The 16,989-nt window shown below is 73.6% G+C and carries 17 protein-coding genes; 11 read left to right on the top strand and 6 right to left on the bottom strand.

Annotation, left to right across the window (positions count from 1 at the left end):
• Nucleotides 1-22: 22 nt before the first annotated feature.
• The 7 genes from mftD to qcrB all read left to right on the top strand — a co-directional run bounded on the left by mftD (nucleotide 23) and on the right by qcrB (nucleotide 8,973).
• Complete coding sequence (gene mftD, locus ACFSL4_RS05710; RefSeq protein WP_381079170.1) at nucleotides 23-1,216, top strand: pre-mycofactocin synthase MftD; 1,194 nt, start codon at nucleotides 23-25, stop codon at nucleotides 1,214-1,216.
• Between the two features lie 33 nt (nucleotides 1,217-1,249).
• The gene (gene mftE / locus ACFSL4_RS05705) at nucleotides 1,250-2,008 is read left to right on the top strand and encodes a mycofactocin biosynthesis peptidyl-dipeptidase MftE (RefSeq protein ID WP_381079168.1); all 759 of its coding nucleotides are present in this window, start codon (nucleotides 1,250-1,252) and stop codon (nucleotides 2,006-2,008) included.
• On the top strand, nucleotides 2,005-2,790 hold the full coding sequence (locus ACFSL4_RS05700; RefSeq protein ID WP_381079166.1) for a mycofactocin-coupled SDR family oxidoreductase: 786 nt from the start codon (nucleotides 2,005-2,007) through the stop codon (nucleotides 2,788-2,790). The genes mftE and ACFSL4_RS05700 overlap by 4 nt, the downstream gene beginning before the upstream one ends.
• Nucleotides 2,787-4,352, top strand: coding sequence for a mycofactocin biosynthesis glycosyltransferase MftF (gene mftF, locus ACFSL4_RS05695; protein ID WP_381079164.1), 1,566 nt, complete (start codon nucleotides 2,787-2,789; stop codon nucleotides 4,350-4,352). Before ACFSL4_RS05700 ends, mftF begins: the two co-directional genes overlap by 4 nt.
• Before the next feature lie 86 nt (nucleotides 4,353-4,438).
• Complete coding sequence (acs, locus tag ACFSL4_RS05690) at nucleotides 4,439-6,388, top strand: acetate--CoA ligase (RefSeq protein WP_381079162.1); 1,950 nt, start codon at nucleotides 4,439-4,441, stop codon at nucleotides 6,386-6,388.
• Between the two features lie 51 nt (nucleotides 6,389-6,439).
• A complete protein-coding gene (locus ACFSL4_RS05685; protein ID WP_381079160.1) occupies nucleotides 6,440-7,153 on the top strand; it encodes an SDR family oxidoreductase in 714 nt (237 codons plus the stop codon).
• 371 nt (nucleotides 7,154-7,524) lie between these two features.
• On the top strand, nucleotides 7,525-8,973 hold the full coding sequence (gene qcrB, locus ACFSL4_RS05680; protein ID WP_465269750.1) for a cytochrome bc1 complex cytochrome b subunit: 1,449 nt from the start codon (nucleotides 7,525-7,527) through the stop codon (nucleotides 8,971-8,973).
• Here qcrB and ctaF read toward each other — a convergent pair.
• Both ctaF and ctaD read right to left on the bottom strand, forming a co-directional pair.
• On the bottom strand, nucleotides 8,903-9,292 hold the full coding sequence (ctaF, locus tag ACFSL4_RS05675; RefSeq protein ID WP_381079158.1) for an aa3-type cytochrome oxidase subunit IV: 390 nt from the start codon (nucleotides 9,290-9,292) through the stop codon (nucleotides 8,903-8,905). The two genes, qcrB and ctaF, sit on opposite strands and share 71 nt — an antisense overlap.
• Nucleotides 9,289-10,962 (bottom strand): aa3-type cytochrome oxidase subunit I, encoded by a 1,674-nt coding sequence (ctaD, locus tag ACFSL4_RS05670; RefSeq protein ID WP_381079156.1) that lies wholly within the window; start codon nucleotides 10,960-10,962, stop codon nucleotides 9,289-9,291. The genes ctaF and ctaD overlap by 4 nt, the downstream gene beginning before the upstream one ends.
• Before the next feature lie 325 nt (nucleotides 10,963-11,287).
• Here ctaD and ACFSL4_RS05665 point away from each other — a divergent pair, with 325 nt between their 5' ends.
• Entirely contained in the window at nucleotides 11,288-11,656 is a 369-nt protein-coding gene (locus ACFSL4_RS05665; RefSeq protein ID WP_381079154.1) for a DUF6479 family protein, read from the top strand.
• A 34-nt stretch (nucleotides 11,657-11,690) separates the two neighbouring features.
• Here the strand turns inward: ACFSL4_RS05665 and ACFSL4_RS05660 are convergent, their stop codons facing one another.
• Nucleotides 11,691-12,098 carry a DUF5997 family protein gene (locus ACFSL4_RS05660; protein WP_381079152.1) on the bottom strand — a complete coding sequence of 136 codons (408 nt, stop codon included), beginning with the start codon at nucleotides 12,096-12,098 and terminating at the stop codon, nucleotides 11,691-11,693.
• Nucleotides 12,099-12,156: 58 nt separating this feature from the next.
• On the opposite strand from ACFSL4_RS05660, the gene ACFSL4_RS05655 reads away from it, so the two are divergent.
• Together ACFSL4_RS05655 and ACFSL4_RS05650 are read left to right on the top strand one after the other, a co-directional pair.
• Complete coding sequence (locus ACFSL4_RS05655; protein ID WP_381079150.1) at nucleotides 12,157-12,939, top strand: LysR family substrate-binding domain-containing protein; 783 nt, start codon at nucleotides 12,157-12,159, stop codon at nucleotides 12,937-12,939.
• A gap of 77 nt (nucleotides 12,940-13,016) precedes the next feature.
• Nucleotides 13,017-13,949 carry an NADP-dependent oxidoreductase gene (locus tag ACFSL4_RS05650; RefSeq protein WP_381079148.1) on the top strand — a complete coding sequence of 311 codons (933 nt, stop codon included), beginning with the start codon at nucleotides 13,017-13,019 and terminating at the stop codon, nucleotides 13,947-13,949.
• Between the two features lie 44 nt (nucleotides 13,950-13,993).
• Here ACFSL4_RS05650 and ACFSL4_RS05645 read toward each other — a convergent pair whose 3' ends face one another.
• The 3 genes from ACFSL4_RS05645 to ACFSL4_RS05635 all read right to left on the bottom strand — a co-directional run bounded on the left by ACFSL4_RS05645 (nucleotide 13,994) and on the right by ACFSL4_RS05635 (nucleotide 15,482).
• A complete protein-coding gene (locus ACFSL4_RS05645) occupies nucleotides 13,994-14,692 on the bottom strand; it encodes an HAD family hydrolase (RefSeq protein ID WP_381079146.1) in 699 nt (232 codons plus the stop codon).
• Between the two features lie 72 nt (nucleotides 14,693-14,764).
• Nucleotides 14,765-15,241, bottom strand: coding sequence for an Lrp/AsnC family transcriptional regulator (locus ACFSL4_RS05640; RefSeq protein ID WP_381079144.1), 477 nt, complete (start codon nucleotides 15,239-15,241; stop codon nucleotides 14,765-14,767).
• Nucleotides 15,242-15,278: 37 nt separating this feature from the next.
• Nucleotides 15,279-15,482, bottom strand: a complete 204-nt coding sequence (locus tag ACFSL4_RS05635; protein WP_381079142.1) for a hypothetical protein — start codon at nucleotides 15,480-15,482, stop codon at nucleotides 15,279-15,281.
• Here ACFSL4_RS05635 and ACFSL4_RS05630 point away from each other — a divergent pair.
• Nucleotides 15,475-16,962: an FUSC family protein gene (locus ACFSL4_RS05630; RefSeq protein ID WP_381079140.1), complete on the top strand. Its 1,488-nt coding sequence runs from the start codon at nucleotides 15,475-15,477 to the stop codon at nucleotides 16,960-16,962. The genes ACFSL4_RS05635 and ACFSL4_RS05630 overlap by 8 nt on opposite strands.
• The last annotated feature ends 27 nt before the right edge of the window (nucleotides 16,963-16,989 follow it).

Below are 16,989 nucleotides of genomic sequence, written 5' to 3'. Positions count from 1 at the left end.
CACGACACGAAAGAGGACGAACATGAGCGGGTGGATCGAGACGGTCGCCGAGGCCCAGCGGCGAGCGAGGAAGCGGCTGCCGAAGTCCGTCTACAGTGCGCTGCTCGCCGGATCCGAGAAGGGCGTCTCCTACGACGACAACACCACCGCCTTCACCGAGCTGGGCTTCGCCCCGCACGTGGCGGGGCTGTCGGCCAAGCGCGAGAAGTCCACGACCGTCATGGGGCAGCAGATCGACCTGCCGGTGATCATCTCCCCGACCGGCGTGCAGGCCGTGCACCCGGACGGCGAGGTGGCCGTCGCGCGCGCCGCCGCGGCGCGGGGCACCGCGATGGGCCTCAGCTCGTTCGCCAGCAAGTCGCTGCGTGACGTCGCGGCCGCGAACCCGCGGACCTTCTTCCAGATGTACTGGATGGGTTCCAAGGACTCGATGGAGCGGCGGATCGAGTACGCCCGCGAAGCGGGGGCCAAGGGACTGATCGTCACCCTCGACTGGTCCTTCTCCTACGGCCGCGACTGGGGCAGCCCCGCGATCCCCGAACGGCTCGACCTCAAGGCCATGGCGCGGTTCGCCCCCGAGGCACTGGCCCGTCCGCGCTGGCTGTGGGACTTCGTGAAGTCCCGCAGCCTCCCGGACCTGACGACACCGAACCTCGCCGAGGCCGGCCAGGACGCGCCGACGTTCTTCGGCGCCTACGGCGAGTGGATGCAGACGCCCCCGCCGTCGTGGGACGATGTGCGCTGGCTGCGCGAGCAGTGGGACGGACCGTTCCTGCTCAAGGGCATCTGCCGCGTGGACGACGCCCGCCGTGCGGCCGACGCGGGCGTCACCGCGATCTCCGTGTCCAACCACGGCGGCAACAACCTCGACGCGACCCCGGCACCGATTCGTGCCCTGCCCGCCGTCGCGGCCGCGGTCGGCGACCAGGTCGAGGTGCTGCTTGACGGCGGCGTCCGCCGCGGCAGCGACGTGGTCAAGGCGCTGGCGCTCGGCGCCCGGGCGGTGATGATCGGCCGCGCCTACCTGTGGGGACTGGCGGCGGGAGGCCAGAGCGGAGTGGAGAACGTCCTCGACGTCCTCAGCCGCGGCATCGACTCCGCACTGCTCGGCCTGGGGCACTCGTCCGTCCACGAACTGACCCCCGACGACGTGGTCGTCCCGCCCGGCTTCACCCGTATTCTCGGCGTGGCCTCCGGCGCACCGGGGACGGTGTGACATGGGGCCCGAGGCCGTGACGGGCGGTGCGCCATGACGGCGGCGACGCGCCTGTCGGACCTGGCCTGGCCCGACCTGGAGGGCCGCAGCCCCCTGGTGCTGCTGCCCCTCGGCTCCTGCGAGCAGCACGGCCCGCACCTTCCGCTGGACACCGACTCGGCGGTGGCCTCGGCCGTGACCGAGCGCGCCGCGGCCCGGCTGGCCGGCGAACTGGACCTGGTGATCGCGCCGCCCCAGCCCTACGGCGCCAGCGGCGAACACGAGGGCTTCCCCGGCACGGTCTCCCTCGGGCACGCCGCGCTGCGACTGCTGCTGACCGAGACCGGCCGTTCGCTGCTGCGCTGGGCGGGCCGCCTGCTGGTGGTCAACGGCCACGGCGGCAACCTGGCCGGCCTGGCCGGCGCCGTGCGCGGACTGCGCGGCGAGAGCCGCGACGCGGCCTGGTGGCCGTGCCTGCCGCCGGACGGCGACGCCCACGCGGCCCGCACCGAGACCTCCCTGATGCTGCGGCTGCGGCCTTCGGCCGTGCGCGGTGACAGGGCCGCCGCCGGGCCCACCGAGCCGGTCCACCTGCTGATGGACCGGCTGGTCGCCGAGACCGTACGCAGTGTCAGCCCGTCCGGAGTCCTCGGCGATCCGGCGGGAGCCGGGCCCGCCGAGGGCGAACGGCTCCTCGACCGGATGGCCGACCGGCTGGCCTGCGACATCCGCGACTGGCAGGTCTCCCCGCAGGGCCGGCTCGGCATGTCCGAGCGGCGCCCGGTCACCGCCCGGACGGGGGGCGGACGGTGACCGGGCGCCGGGTCGCCGTCATCACCGGCGCCGCCGGCGGCATCGGCGCGGCGACCGTCCGGCAGTTGGCCCGTGACGGCTGGGCCGTCGTCGCCGTCGACCGCTGCGCCGACGACCCCGACGTGCCCTATCCGCTCGCAGAGCCGCACCGGCTCGACGCGCTGGCCGAGGAGTTCGAGGATGTCCGAAGCGTCCGGGCGGACGTCCGGGACGCGGGCGCGCTGGGCCTGGCCGTCGCGTCGGCCGAGAGCGAGTTCGGCGGACTCGACGCCGCCGTGGCCGCGGCGGCGGTGATGCTCGGCGGGGAACCGGTGTGGGAGCAGAGCGACGCGCAGTGGCGCACGCTGCTCGACGTGGACGTCCTGGGCGTGGCCCACCTGGCGCGCGCCGCCGTCCCCGCACTGCTGCGCCGGCCGCGGCCCCGCAGCGGCCGGTTCGTCGCCCTCGCCTCGGCCGCCGCGCACCGGGGGCTATGGGGCCTGGGCGCCTACTGCGCCGCCAAGCACGCGGTGGTCGGACTGGTCCGCGGCCTCGCCTGCGACCTGCGGGACACCGGCGTGGGCGCCGTCGCCGTGTCCCCGGGCTCCACCCGCACGGAGATGCTGCGGGCCACGGCCGGCCTGTACGGCCTGCCCGGCATCGACACGCTCTCCGAACGGCAGCTCACCGGACGCCCGCTGGAGCCGGAGGAGGTGGCCGCCGCGGTGGCCTGGGCCTGTTCGGCGGAGTCCTTCGCTATCACCGGTTCGGTGCTGCACGCAGACGGGGGGTTCACGGCATGACACGGCTGACGGGACACCCCGGGGCGGGCCCCCCTCCACCGCCGGGAGTGCTGCCGCCCCCGCCCCTCGTCCGCCTCCCCGACGGGTTCGCGATCGAACTCGCCGACGACACCCATCGCTCGCGCGACGGCCACCTGATGCTCGGCGGCTCGCCTCCCCGGCTGCTGCGTCTGAAGCCCGCGGCGGTCCGGCTGCTGCGGGACGGCGGGTTCGTCGTGACGGACGCAGCAAGCGCCGCACTGGCCCGCCGGCTCCTGGACGCGGGCGCGGCCCACCCCCGCCCCCCGCTGGCACCGGTCCGCGACACCACGATCGCGATCCCGGTGCGCGACCGGGCCGCCCAGCTCGACGCACTGCTGGCCGCGCTGCGCGCCGACTCGGCCACCGCGCCCCTGCCGGTCCTGGTGGTGGACGACGGCTCCCGCGACCCGGACGCCCTCGCCCGGGCGGCCCGGCGGCACGGTGCCCGGCTGCTCGTCCACGCGTGCAACCTCGGCCCCGCCGCCGCCCGCAACACCGCGCTGCGGCACGCCCGCACGGCGTACGTCGCGTTCTGCGACTCCGACGTCGTGCCCGAACGGGGCTGGCTCGCCCCGCTGCTGGCGCAGTTCGGCGACCCCGCCGTGGCCCTCGCCGCCCCCAGGGTGGTCGCCCTGCCCGTTCCCGGGCCGGGGCGCCTGGACCGCTACGAGCAGGTCCGCTCGCCGCTCGACATGGGGCCGCGGGAGGGCCCGGTCGTGCCGGTCTCGATGCTCGCCTACGTCCCGAGCGCGACCATCGTGGTCCGCCGGTCCGCGCTCGGCACCGGGTTCGCCCCCGGCATGCGGGTCGGGGAGGACGTCGACCTGTGCATGCGGCTGCACGAGGCGGGCTGGCGGCTGCGCTACGTCCCCACCGTCCGCGTGGGCCACCGCCACCGCACCGACCTGCGCGGCTGGCTCGCCCAGCGGGCCGGATACGGCACCGGCGCCGCCGACCTGGCGCTGCGTCACCCCGGCCAGGTGCCCCCGCTGTACGCCGCTCCCTGGTCGCTCGCCGCCTGCGCGCTGCTCCTGCGGGGCAGACCGCTGCCGGCGGCCGCGGCACTCACCCTGACCGCGACGACCGCCGTACGGGTGGCACGGCACATGCCGGACGCCGCCGCCCCCGCCCGGGCCGGGACCCTGCTGGCGCTCGCCGCGCTGCGCGGCACCGCCGAGCAACTGCTGCGCTGCGCCACCCGGCACCACTGGCCGCTCGCCGTGGCGGCCGCGGCCACCGGCCGCCGGGCCCGGTGGATCCTGGCCACCGCCGCCCTCGCCGAAGGACTGGCCGACCACCGCCGTTCGGGGACATCGCTGGGACCGCTGACGTACACGGCGATCCGGCGCCTGGACGATCTGGCCTACGGATGGGGCGTGTGGCACGGCGCCGTGCGGCGCGGGACCGTCGCGCCGCTGGTTCCCCGCCTCGCCCTGCCCCTGCGTCGTGCGGGCCGCCGTTCCGTACGGCGCCCCTGGGAGCCCCGCCCCGTGGCGCCAACCTCGCACCAACCCGCCACGGCCACCGTGGAGACCTGGTGACGGCCGTGCCGTGACCGCTCCCCGAGAGGCAGGCCCGTCGAGCGGCAGGCCCGTCGCCCCGACCCGCGCACCTGGAGGAAATCAGCATGTCCCCGCGCCCCGATCCCCGTCCCGCGGCCGGCGGTCCGCCCGCCGAAGCGGCCAAGGCGGCGCCCCGGCCCGGCGAGCGGACGGCGGCCGACCGCCTGGCGTTCTGGTCGCGGCAGGCGGAAGAACTGCACTGGGAGACCAGGTGGTCCGAGGTCCTGGACTGGTCGGCCGCGCCGTTCGCGCGCTGGTTCACCGGCGGACGGCTGAACGTCGCGTACAACTGCGTCGACCGGCACGTCGAGGCCGGTCACGGCGATCAGGTCGCCTTCCACTGGGAGGGCGAGCCCGGCGACACCCGCACGATCACCTACGCGGACCTCCGGCGCGAGGTCTGCAGAACCGCCAACGCCCTGCTGTCCCTGGGGCTGAGGGCCGGCGACCGGGTCGCCATCCAGCTTCCGATGATCCCCGAGGCCGTGTTCGCCATGCTGGCCTGCGCCCGGCTCGGGCTGCCGCACAGCGTGGTCTTCGGCGGGTTCTCGCCCGCTGCCCTGCAGTCGCGCATCGAGGACGCCGGGGCGCGCCTGCTGATCACCTCGGACGGGCAGTACCGCCGGGGCCGTGCGGAACCCATGAAGGCGAACACCGACGAGGCGACACGGCACGCCCCGAGCATCGAACACGTCCTGGTGGTGCGGCGTACCGCCACCGAGGTGCCCTGGACCGAGGGACGCGACCTGTGGTGGCACGACCTCGTCGACACACAGCCCGACGAGCACCGGCCCGAGGCGTTCGACGCCGAGCACCCGCTCTTCATCCTCTACACCTCGGGCACCACCGGGAGGCCGAAGGGCATCCTGCACACCTCCGGCGGCTATCTCACGCAGACCGCGTACACCCACCGCGCCGTCTTCGACCTCGACCCCGACACCGACGTCTACTGGTGCACCGCCGACATCGGCTGGATCACCGGGCACTCGTACATCGTCTACGGGCCGCTCGCCAACCGGACCACGTCGGTCCTGTACGAGGGCACGCCCACCACCCCGCACGAGGGGCGGCACTTCGAGGTCATCGAGAAGTACGGGGTCTCCGTCTACTACACCGCTCCCACCCTGATCCGCACGTTCATGAAGTGGGGCGAGCAGCTCCCGGCCCGCTACGACCTGTCGTCGATCGGCATGCTCGGCAGCGTCGGGGAGCCCATCAACCCCGAGGCGTGGCGCTGGTACCGCAAGCACATCGGCGGCGACCGCGTGCCGATCGTGGACACCTGGTGGCAGACCGAGACCGGCGCCGTGATGATCGCGCCCCTTCCCGGAGCCGCGCCCGCCAAGCCCGGCTCGGCACAGGCACCGCTGCCGGGCGTCTCCGCCAAGGTCGTCGACGACCAGGGCCGGGAGGTCGGCCGGGGCGAGAGCGGCTACCTCGTGCTGGACCAGCCCTGGCCGGCCATGCTGCGCGGCATCTGGGGCGACGAGGACCGCTACCGCGAGACCTACTGGGCCCGTTTCGCCCACCGCGGCCACTACTTCGCCGGCGACGGCGCCCGCTACGACGAGGACGGCGACATCTGGCTGCTGGGCCGCGTGGATGACGTCATGAACGTCTCCGGGCACCGGATCTCCACCGCCGAGGTCGAGTCGGCGCTCGTGTCGCACCCCTCGGTGGCCGAGGCCGCGGTGGTGGGGGCCTCGGACCCGACCACCGGGCAGGCGATCGTGGCCTTCGTGATCCTGCGCGCGGGCGCCACCGACGGGGACGCGGCGGAGGTGACCGCGGCACTGCGCGAGCACGTGGCGCGGGAGATCGGTCCGATCGCCAAGCCCGGCCGGATCCTGGTGGTCCCGGAACTGCCCAAGACGCGCTCCGGGAAGATCATGCGCAGGCTGCTGCGCGACGTGGCCGAGAACCGCGAGGCCGGCGATGTCACGACGCTCGCCGACGCCTCCGTGATGGACCTGATCACCGCAGGGCTCACCGGCCGGCCCCCGCGGACCGACTGACCCCGGCCGGCCGACGGGCACGGAGGAAGGGAAGAGGAAGGGAAAGGGAACATGGGACAGCGCGGTCTGCTGTCCGGCCGGGTCGCGCTCCTCACCGGGGCGGACCCCGCCGGGACGATGAAGGAGGTGCTCCTGGCACAGGGCGCCCGGGTGGCTGTGGCGGGCGCGACGGCCGACCTCACCGCCGCAGCCACCTCCTCCTCCGATCCCGACGACCGGGTGCTGGCCGTCCCCTGCCACCCCGGTGATCCGGCCGCGGTGGGCCGGGCGGTCGGCACCGTCGTCCGCCGCCTGGGGCGGCTCGACCACCTGGTGAACCTGGTGGCCGTTCCGCCCCGGCCCCGGCCGCTGATCGAACTGGACCCGCAGAGCCTGCGCAACGACCTGCAGCGGGACCTCGTCACACCCCTGACCTGGATCCGGCACGCCCACCGGCGGTGGATGGCCCACCACAGCGGCACGGTGGTCACCGCCGCGACGGACGTGGTCCGGGACGGGGCGCAGGGCACCGCCCTCGCCGCGCTGACCGAACTCACCGAATGGCTGGCGGCCGAGCTGGCACCGCGCGTCGACGTCCATGCCGTCGTGCCCAGCCCGTCGCATCACGGGGCCCGGTACCGGGCGCACCTCGCCGACGCGCTGCCCGGCCTGCTGACCCACGCCGCGTGCTCCGGGGCGCCGGGCGGAGGGGCTCCCGGCGAGCCCGTGCCCGGCCCGGTCCTCGTCCTGTCCGACCGCTGCGCACCACCGAGCCGGGCCGCCTGACCAGGGGCGAGGCGGCCGGCCCACCCCCTGCAGGGCCGCGGACCACCGACCGCCGCCCGGCACGCGGATACGTGTCCCGTACGCGGCGGGGAACGCGAAGGAGCCGCGGGCCGGCGCCGTGCTCACCCGGACGGGTGTACCGCCGACGGCGCGCGGGTGTTTCGCGGAGCCGGGGTACCCGCCCCGCCGACCCGAAGGGCAATGCATGACGGCGAGCGGTCGGCGAGCACCGCAGAAGGAGGCGTTCCGTGGACCGGGACCGGGACGAACGGCCCGCCGCCGGCGTGGACGGGGAGCGCCGGCCGCCCGGCCCGCCGGCGGCCGCGGCCTGCCGGCCCGGGGAACGGCTCGCCGACGCGGCGGACGCACGGCTGCCCGTGCTGGAGGGCGGCGGGCGGCTGCTGCGCAAGGCGTTTCCCGAGCACTGGTCGTTCCTGCTCGGGGAGATCGCGCTCTACAGCCTGCTCGTCCTCGTCCTGACCGGCGTGTGGCTGACCTTCTTCTTCCACCCGGAGATGCGCGAAGTCGTCTACGACGGGCGGTATGTGCCGCTGCGGGGCGTCCGTATGTCGTCGGCCTTCGACTCGACCCTGTACATCAGCTTCGATGTGCGCGGCGGCCTCCTGATCCGGCAGATGCACCACTGGGCGGCCCTGGTGTTCGTCGCCGCGATCGGCGTGCACCTGCTGCGGATCTTCTTCACGGGCGCCTTCCGCAGGCCCCGCGAGATCAACTGGGTCATCGGGGTCACCCTGTTCCTGATCTCCCTCGCCGAGGGCTTCGCGGGCTACTCGCTCCCCGACGACCTGCTCTCCGGCACGGGGCTGCGCATCGCGGACGGCATCATGCTGTCCCTGCCGGTCGTGGGGACGTACGTGAGCATGTTCGTCTTCGGATCGCAGTACCCCGGAGAGGACTTCATCAGCCGTCTGTACGGCCTGCACATCCTGCTGCTGCCCGGGGTGCTGATCGGTCTGGTCACCGTGCACCTGATCCTCGTGTTCCACCTGAAGCACACTCAGTGGCGCGGACCGGGGAGGACCAGCGGGAATGTGGTGGGCAAGCCGCTCTACCCGCAGTTCACGGCCTCCTCGACGGGGCTGGCCCTCACCGTCTTCGGCGTGACGGCGCTGCTCGGGGGCCTCGCCCAGATCAACCCGGTGTGGGCGTACGGACCCTACCGGCCGGACCAGGCGTCCACGGGCTCACAGCCCGACTGGTACGTCGGCTTCCTGGAGGGTGCGCTCAGGCTCGTACCGCCCTGGGAGACGAACGTCGCCGGGCACACGCTCATGTGGAACGTCCTGCTGCCGGCCGTCGTCCTGCCGGCCCTGCTGTTCCTCGTGCTGTACGCCTACCCGTTCGTCGAGCAGCGGCTGACCGGCGAGTGGCGTGAGGAACGCCACCGGTGCGACCGGCCGCGGGACCGTCCCGTGCGTACCGGGCTCGGTGTCGCCGGCATCACCTTCTACGGCGTCCTGCTGCTGGCTGGCGGCAACGACATCATCGCGGACACCTTCAAGGTCTCCCTGAACGCCCTGACATGGATCCTGCGCGTCTGCCTGATCGCGGCTCCGGTCCTGGCCTTCCTGCTCACCCGGCGGCTGTGCCACGCCCTGCTGGCGGAGGAGCAGCAGCGCCTGAGCGAGGGGGAGGAGAGCGGGGAGGTCCGCCAGACCGTGGAAGGCGGCTACGAGAGCGGCCACCGTCCCGTCACCCGGTTCCGGCCCGGAGCGCCCAGGAAGCCGCTCACCCCCCACGAGTCGCGTACTGGAACGCCATCCCGAGAACGCCCCGGACCAGTACGCCGACGCCGATGAGGAACAGCCACAGCCCGTAGACCACCCCCACGGCGGCGACGGTGAAACCCAGCGCCGTGATCACGGGCCAGGGGCTGTGCGCGGGGAAGAACTCCAGGGGGCCGGATCCGTCCGCCACTTCGGCGTCCGTGCGGTCCTGGGGGCGGCGCCCCCGGCGCCGGTACTGCACCGCGCAGAAGAAGGACACCAGGGCGGCCATGCCGAAGGCGATGATCAGTACCGCCGTACCGGCCGGCTCGCCCGACCACGCGCCGTACAGCGCGGCGGAGGCCCCGAAGAAGAGGGCGACGCCGCCGAAGAGCAGTGCCTCGATCTTCACCGCAGTCCCTCCTCCAGAGAGTGCCGCACGGTCTCGGGGTGGTGCAGGTCGAAGGCCGGCGATTCGGACCGCACGCGCGGCAGCGCCACGAAGTTGTGGCGCGGCGGCGGGCAGGACGTCGCCCACTCGAGCGCCCGGCCGAATCCCCAGGGGTCGTCCGACGTGACGCGTTCACCGTGCCGGGCGGTGTGCCAGACGTTGTACAGGAACGGCAGCGTGGAGATCCCGAGCAGGAACGCCCCCGTGGACGACAGCGTGTTGAGCAGGGTGAAGCCGTCGGCCGGTAGGTAGTCGGCGAAGCGGCGCGGCATGCCCTCCGCGCCCAGCCAGTGCTGCACCAGGAAGGTCAGCTGGAAGCCGGGGAACAGCAGCCAGAAGTGCACTTTGCCCAGCCGCTCGTCCAGCATCTTCCCGGTGAACTTCGGCCACCAGAAGTAGAAGCCCGCGAACATCGCGAAGACCACGGTGCCGAAGAGCACATAGTGCAGATGCGCCACGATGAAGTACGAGTCGGTGACATGGAAGTCGAGCGGCGGGGAGGCGATGAGGATGCCGCTGAGCCCGCCCAGGAGGAACGACACGAGGAATCCGAGCGCCCACAGCATCGGCGTCTCGAACGACAGGGACCCCCGGTGCATCGTGCCGATCCACGCGAAGAACTTGATCCCGGTCGGCACCGCGATCAGGAACGACGTCAGAGAGAAGAACGGCAGCAGCACGGCCCCGGTGGCGAACATATGGTGCGCCCACACGACCGCCGAGAGCATGGTGATCGCGATCGTCGCACCGATCATCGGCAGGTAGCCGAACTGGGGCTTGCGCGAGAAGACCGGGATGATCTCCGTCACGACCCCGAAGAACGGCAGCGCGACGATGTAGACCTCCGGGTGGCCGAAGAACCAGAACAGGTGCTGCCACAGCAGGGCGCCGCCGTTCGCGGCGTCGAAGACGTGCGCCCCGAACTTGCGGTCCGCCTCCAGGCCGAGCAGCGTCGCCGTGAGGACGGGAAACGCGGGCAGCACCAGGACCGAGGTGAACAGCACGTTCCAGGTGAAGATCGGCATCCGGAACATCGTCATCCCGGGGGCCCGCAGGCACATGATCGTGGTGATGAAGTTGACCGCGCCAAGCGTCGTCGACACGCCCGTCACCACCAGGCCCATCACCCACAGGTCGCCACCGGCACCGGGGGAGTGGTACGCGCTGTTCAGCGGGGCGTAGGCGAACCAGCCGAACGACGCGGCCCCGCCGGGCACCACGAATCCCGACGCGACCATCAGCCCGCCGAAGAGGTACATCCAGTACGACAGGGCGTTCAGGCGCGGGAACGCCACGTCCGGGGCGCCGATCTGCAGCGGCATCACCGCGTTGGCGAATCCGGCGAACATGGGCGTCGCGAAGAGCAGCATCATCACCGTGCCGTGCACCGTGAACAACTGGTTGTAGGCGTCCTGGGACATGAACTGCAGCCCGGGACGGGCCAGCTCCGCCCGCATCCCCAGGGCCAGCAGACCGGCGAAGAGGAAGAAGCAGAAGGCCGTGACCATGTAGAGACGACCGATCACCTTGTGATCGGTCGTCGTGCTCCAGCGCAGCAGCGCCCGGCCGAGTGAGGGCACCGGAGCGGTCTTCCGCCGGGCAGCGGGCGAGCCCTTCGCCAGTTCCGCCATCGTCCTCCTCCACGGGCCGTCGCCCCGCGCGGCCGTCGGTCCGTCGCACGGGCCGGACGGCACGCGAGCGCAGCGCGGGTGCCCCGGCCGCGCCGCGGGAAACCGGTCCGGACGAAGAAGGGGGCAGGGAGCCGGTCCCCGGCGACGGCGCCGGTCCTGACCACGACCGTTCGCCGCGACGGTATCGCCGGGACTCCGTGGCCGACGTCGCGCCACGCCTGTCGCGGGAGGGTTCACCAGGGTGGGCCGGGGCGGACGCGTGCGACTCGGGGAGCGCGAACCTCCGTGGTGTGTTCGTCCGACGGGCTGGGGCACCCGGCCCCGCATGACCACGATCCCTGTGGAAGCGATCGCCTCGAATGCCGCCGGGGGCGTTCTCGTCGCCTTCATCGGCGGCCTCGTCGTCGCCGGGGCTCTGGTGTGGGCCGTCCGGCCGGGCATCAGGGTGCGCCGCCGGGAACCGGCACCGCCGCGGCGCTGGGACCACCCGGCCGTGCCGCCCTCCGGCCCGGTCGGGGCAGCCCGGGAGCTGAGGGAGCCGAACGAGGTGCCGCGCGCAGGGGACGAGAGCGCACGCCTCACCCCGCACGAGATCCACGCCGTCACAGGCGAACGCAGCGAGAACCAGGACCGTCCCCGCCGGAGCCCCGGATCCAGCGGCTCGTTCGGCAGCGGCGGTTCGGGCGCGACCTGATCCGCCGGGCGCACCGGATCACGGCACGGGTGAGTCAGGAACGCGGCCCGCGGACCCGCTCGGCGCGCTCGGCCGCGTTCTTCTCCCTGATACGGGCCGCTTCCCTGCGGACCCCGGCCTGGGTGGTGCGCTCCTTCTCCAGCCACTCGGGCGGGTCCTGCTTCAACGCCTCGATCTGCTCGGTGGTGAGCGGTTTTGTGACCCCGCCGCGTGCGAGGCCCGCGATCGAGACACCCAACTTCGCCGCGACCACCGGCCGGGGGTGCGGGCCGTTGCGTCGCAGCTCCCGCAGCCACTCGGGCGGATCGGTCTGGAGCCCGTTCAGTTCGGTGCGCGAGACGGCGCCCTCCTGGAACTCGGCGGGGGTGGCGGGGAGGTACACACCCAGTTTCTTCGCCGCGGTCGCGGGCTTCATCGTCTGGGTGGTCGGGTGGGACGTCATGCTGTCAAGACTATCGGCCGTGTCGGGGGCCTCCGACCACGCACGGTAACCTGGGAGCGTGACAGGCTCGGCAGCATCCCCGTCGTTCCGGCTCGCCTACGTCCCCGGGGTGACGCCCGCCAAGTGGGTACGGATCTGGAACGAGCGACTGCCCCACGTCCCGCTGACGCTCGTTCAGGTACCGGCCGCCGAGGCGTCCCAGGCACTGCGCGACGGAGCGGCGGACGCGGGGCTGGTGAGGTTGCCGGTCGACCGCACGGTCTTCAGCGCGATCCCCCTCTACACCGAGACGACGGTGGTCGTGGTCCCCAAGGACCACATCGTGACCGCGGCGGACGAGGTGTCCGTCGGGGATCTCGCCGACGACGTGGTGTTCCACCCGCTCGACGACGTCCTCGGCTGGGACCAGCCGCCGGGGCGGCCCGCGTTCGAGCGCCCCGCCACCACGGCGGACGCCGTGGAACTCGTGGCGGCGGGCGTGGGCCTCCTCGTCGTCCCCCAGTCGCTGGCGCGGCTGCACCATCGCCGCGACCTCACCTACCGGCCGGTCGTGGACGCCCCGCAGTCGAGCGTCGCGCTGTCGTGGCCGCAGGACGCGAAAACCGACCTGGTCGAGGACTTCATCGGGATCGTCCGCGGGCGGACGGTCAACAGCACACGGGGCCGCGCTTCTGCCCACTCCGCCCCCGTGCAGCCGCAGCGCGGGCGCCCGGACGCGCTGGACGGCCGGCGCAAGCCCGCGGCGAAGACGACGGGCACGGGCACGACGGGCAAGAGCACACGGAGCGGTTCGGGCACCGCCAGGGGCGGCCGGCGCGGCAGGCCTCGCCGCCGGTCGTAGCCGCGCTCCGGCGAGCCGTGCGGGACGGTGGCCGCGGCCCCAGTCTGGAGATATCGGTTCCGGACCCGGAGGGCGAGATGAACACCATGCACGCGGTACGAGGACACCGGCGCGGCGGCCCGGAACAGCTGACCTACGAGGTCGCGCCGCGCCCGGTGCCGGGCGGGGGCGAGGTGCTGGTCGCCGTGCGTTCCGCTTCCATCACCCTGGGTGAGCTGGACTGGGACGCTACCTGGACCGATCGTCTGGACGGCAGCGGAAACCCCCGTGTGCCGGTCATCCCCTCCAAGGAGGTGTCCGGAGCCGTCGCCGAGGCGGGCCCCGGGGTGACGGACTGGGCCGTGGGCGACGAGGTGTACGGGCTGATCCCGTTCACCCGGGACGGGGCGGCCGCCGAGTTCACCGCCGTTCCCGCGGCCGTGCTCGCCGCCAAGCCCCCGCGGCTCGACCACGACCACGCGGCGGCGCTGCCGCTCGCCGGGCTGACGGCGTGGCAGGGCCTGGTCCGGCACGGTGGTCTGCGGCCGGGTTCCCGGGTGCTGGTGCACGGCGGCTCGGGCGGTGTCGGTTCCCTCGCGGTCCAGATCGCGGTGGCGCTGGGTGCCTCGGTCATCGCGACCGCCACCGCGGAGGGCGCCGACTTCGTCCGTGCCCTGGGAGCCGATCTGGTGGTCGACTACCGCCTGCAGCGCTTCGAGGACCACGTGAGGGACGTAGACCTGGTTCTCGACACGGTGGGCGGCGACACCCAGGAGCGCTCCTGGCAGGTGCTGCGCCCCGGCGGTGTCCTGGTGAGCATCGTGGCCCCGCCGGACCCCTCGAAGGAGGGGGGCGTGTTCTTCGTCGTCGAGCCCGACCGGGCCGGCCTGGAGGAGCTGTCCAGGCTGGTCGCGGAGGGCAGGCTGGTCCCGCGTGTGGACCGCGTGGTGCCGCTGGAGCGGGCCGCGGAGGCGTACGTGGCCCTGGAGGAGAGGCACCGGCGCGGGAAGATCGTGATCGAGGTGTCGTGACTGTCGGGCCGCACGCAGACCCGGCGCCTACGACGACGCGGCGCCTACGACGACGCGGCAGCCGAGTCCGCCAGCCACGCGTAGGCCGCGCGCGCCGTGAACTCCCCCTGCCCGCCGCGCAGCAGCAGGGCCGCGGTCGCGAACGCCGGATCGCCGGCCTGCGCGGCCACGTACGGGATCGCGATGCACCTCATCCCGGCAGCGTGCGCGGCGGCGGCGCCCGGCGCCGCGTCCTCCAGCACCACACAGTCGGCGAAGGGCGCGCCGAGGCGCCGGGCGGCCTCCAGGAAGACGTCCGGTGCCGGTTTGCCGTGCGCGACCTCGTCGGCCGAGACCGCCGCCGCGAACCAGGACGCGAGTCCCGTACCCGCCAGGATCGCCTCGATGGCCTCCGGTGACGAGCCCGAGGCCACCGCCATCGGGACCCCCTCTGCGGCCAGCAGTTCCACGAACTTCCGCATCTCCGGGTAGACCGGGGTGGAGGCGCGGGCCAGGTCCAGGTAGCGGCGGTTCGTCCCGGCGAGCAACTCCTCCAGCGGGGCCTCGATGCGGTAGCGCTCCTTCCACAGTTCGAGCGTCTCCCGCGTGCTGATGCCCACGTAGCGCTGGTGCTCCGCCCAGGTGAAGCCCATGATGCCGTGCTCGGCGAGGAGCTGCCGCCCCGCCTCGAAGTAGTTGGGCTCGCTGTCCACGAGGGTTCCGTCGAGATCGAAGATGACCGCGGTGGCGCCGAGGATGCTCATGAGGTCAAGGATGCCAAGAGGGGTGGCGGGCCCTGCCCCGGCGGCCCGCCCGGTCCGGCGGCACCGGTGCGGTCAGTTCGCGGCCGCGTGGCCGATCGACTCCACCAACGGCAGCAGCCGGTACGGCACACGCTCACGCAGGGCCACCTCGGTCCGGGTGCGGACGACGCCGGGCAGGCTGATCAGCGTCTGGATGACGTCCTCGAGGTGGGCGTTGTCCCGGGCCACGACCCGGGTCATCAGATCGCCGCCCCCGGTGATCGAGAACGCCTCCACGATCTCCGGCACGGTCGCGAGGGCGTCGCCGACGTCGTCCAGGTGCCCCTGCGTGACCTCGATGTGCACGAACGCGAGGACGGGGTGGCCCAGCGCGGCGGGGGACAGCGAGGGGCCCGTGCCGGTGATCACACCATCGCGCTCCAGACGGTCCAGCCGGGCCTGCAGGGTGCCGCGGGCGATGCCCAGGATGCGCGCGTACTCGCGCACACTGGTCCGCGGTTCCCGGAGCAGCAGCCGCAGGATGCGGGTGTCGAGTTCGTCGACGGCCATGGTCCGTTGGCCTCCCGGACGTACTGAGGGATCGCCTTCAACTGTACCAATGGCCCAGCCGAATGTGTATCGGTTGAGCCACTGCCTCCGAGATGCTTTCCTTGTGTCCATTGATGGCGCCGCGTAGCGCAGGACCGGTGAAGAAGCCGGAATCCGTGCCCGCGGCGCCATTCCCATGTCCTGGCGTGGTGATGACGACATGAAGCGGGAGCGGACTGCCGACGGTGAAGAAGATGTTCACGGCTCCGGATCCGGGGCTGTTGCGGCTGCGGGTCGCGCTGCGCGCGGTGCTCGGCATCGGCCTGGCCGTCACCGTGTGCGAGGCGGCGGGGCTGTCCCCGGCCGCCTCCGTCGCCGGAGGGCTCGCCGCGCTCCTCGCGCTGTTCACGGTCGCCGACCCGACCGTGCGGGGCCAGGCGGTCACCACCGCGCTGCTGCCCGCTGCCGGCCTGCCCGTCCTGGTGTTCGCGACCTCGCTGCACGACGTGCCCGTGGTGCGGGACGCGGTCTGGCTCGCGGTGGTCTTCGCCGGTGTCCACGCCCGGCGCTGGGGGCCGCGGGGCAACGCACTCGGCATCTTCGCGTTCATGGGCTTCTTCACCGCGCAGTTCCTGCACGCCGTCCCCGGTCTGCTCCCGGAGCTGTCCGCGGCCGTGGTGCTGTCACTGGCCGCCGCATCGGCCGTGCGGTTCGGCGTGTGGTGCGTCGAGCGCCGTACGCCCCCGCCCGCTGCGCCCGCCCCGCTCGACGGGAAGGGGCTCGCGCGGCCCGCCACCCGCCAGGCCCTCCAGGCGACCGCCGCCTGTGCCGTGGCGGTCGCGGCGGGCCAGGTGCTGTCGCACGAGCGCTGGTACTGGGCCGTCGGCACCGTCTGGTGGATCTTCGTGAACACGGCCTCCCGCGGTGAGACCCTCGTACGGGGCTTCCGGCGCGTTCTCGGCACGGTGACCGGCGTCGCCGCCGGACTCCTGATCGCCGTCCCGCTGCACGGGGCCCCGGTGCCCACGGCGGCGCTCGCCGCCGTCTGCGTGTTCGGCGTCTTCTACACGGCGGCGCTCTCCTACAGCTGGATGATCTTCTTCGTCACCGTCCTGGCGGGCCTGCTGTACGGCCTCCTGGGCGTCCTGCGCCCGGGCCTGCTCGGTCTGCGCCTCGCGGAGACGGGCGTCGGGGCGCTGGCGGCCGTGCTCGCCGTCGCCTTCGTCCTGCCGATCACCACGCACGCGGTCACCGATCAGTGGGTGCGCCGGGCCGTGCAGGCGGTGCACGACTGCACCGCCGCCTCGACACGGCGGCTGGCGGGCGACGCGGAGGCGGACCCGGCGTCCCGGGCGGCGGAGCTCGACGCGCTTCTGACGCGGGTGGGGCAGGCCCTCGCGCCGCTGGTGCATCCGCTCAGTCCGCTGCGGGCCCGCAAGGCGCGGGCCCGCAGCATCCTCGCGCTGCTGGACGTGTGCGCCCGGGAGACCCGCGGGCTGGCCGCCCTCGCCGCTGCCCCGGAGGCATCGCACGACGCTCGTCTCACGGCCGCGTGCCGACGCGTCGAGGCCGCGGCGGAGACCCTGCTCGGGGCGGTGCCCGAACGCGTCCTCACGGCCTCGGTGAGCGCCCCGGCGCACCACCCCGGCGCCGAGCGGGCCCTCACCCATCTCCACGGGCTCGAACGGGCGCTGGTCGCCCTGACTGCGCCTCTGTGCGCAGCGACGCCAGCCCGAGCCTGACCCCTTTTGGTCTAGACCTGCGCTACC

Origin of the sequence: Streptomyces caeni (assembly GCF_042678285.1) — a bacterium.
GTDB classification, from domain to species: Bacteria; Actinomycetota; Actinomycetes; order Streptomycetales; family Streptomycetaceae; genus Streptomyces; species Streptomyces caeni.
Note: the sequence above shows the minus strand (reverse complement) of the source record. Positions and strands in the feature narration are given on the sequence as shown.

Excerpts from the sequence above, each read along its gene's own strand:
- mftD (WP_381079170.1), top strand. The coding sequence starts at position 23 with ATGAGCGGGTGGATCGAGACGGTCGCCGAGGCCCAGCGGCGAGCGAGG.
- mftE (WP_381079168.1), top strand. The coding sequence starts at position 1,250 with ATGACGGCGGCGACGCGCCTGTCGGACCTGGCCTGGCCCGACCTGGAG.
- mftF (WP_381079164.1), top strand. The coding sequence starts at position 2,787 with ATGACACGGCTGACGGGACACCCCGGGGCGGGCCCCCCTCCACCGCCG.
- acs (WP_381079162.1), top strand. The coding sequence starts at position 4,439 with ATGTCCCCGCGCCCCGATCCCCGTCCCGCGGCCGGCGGTCCGCCCGCC.
- ACFSL4_RS05685 (WP_381079160.1), top strand. The coding sequence starts at position 6,440 with ATGGGACAGCGCGGTCTGCTGTCCGGCCGGGTCGCGCTCCTCACCGGG.
- ctaD (WP_381079156.1), bottom strand. The coding sequence starts at position 10,962 with ATGGCGGAACTGGCGAAGGGCTCGCCCGCTGCCCGGCGGAAGACCGCT.
- ACFSL4_RS05665 (WP_381079154.1), top strand. The coding sequence starts at position 11,288 with ATGACCACGATCCCTGTGGAAGCGATCGCCTCGAATGCCGCCGGGGGC.
- ACFSL4_RS05660 (WP_381079152.1), bottom strand. The coding sequence starts at position 12,098 with ATGACGTCCCACCCGACCACCCAGACGATGAAGCCCGCGACCGCGGCG.
- ACFSL4_RS05650 (WP_381079148.1), top strand. The coding sequence starts at position 13,017 with ATGAACACCATGCACGCGGTACGAGGACACCGGCGCGGCGGCCCGGAA.
- ACFSL4_RS05645 (WP_381079146.1), bottom strand. The coding sequence starts at position 14,692 with ATGAGCATCCTCGGCGCCACCGCGGTCATCTTCGATCTCGACGGAACC.
- ACFSL4_RS05640 (WP_381079144.1), bottom strand. The coding sequence starts at position 15,241 with ATGGCCGTCGACGAACTCGACACCCGCATCCTGCGGCTGCTGCTCCGG.
- ACFSL4_RS05630 (WP_381079140.1), top strand. The coding sequence starts at position 15,475 with ATGTTCACGGCTCCGGATCCGGGGCTGTTGCGGCTGCGGGTCGCGCTG.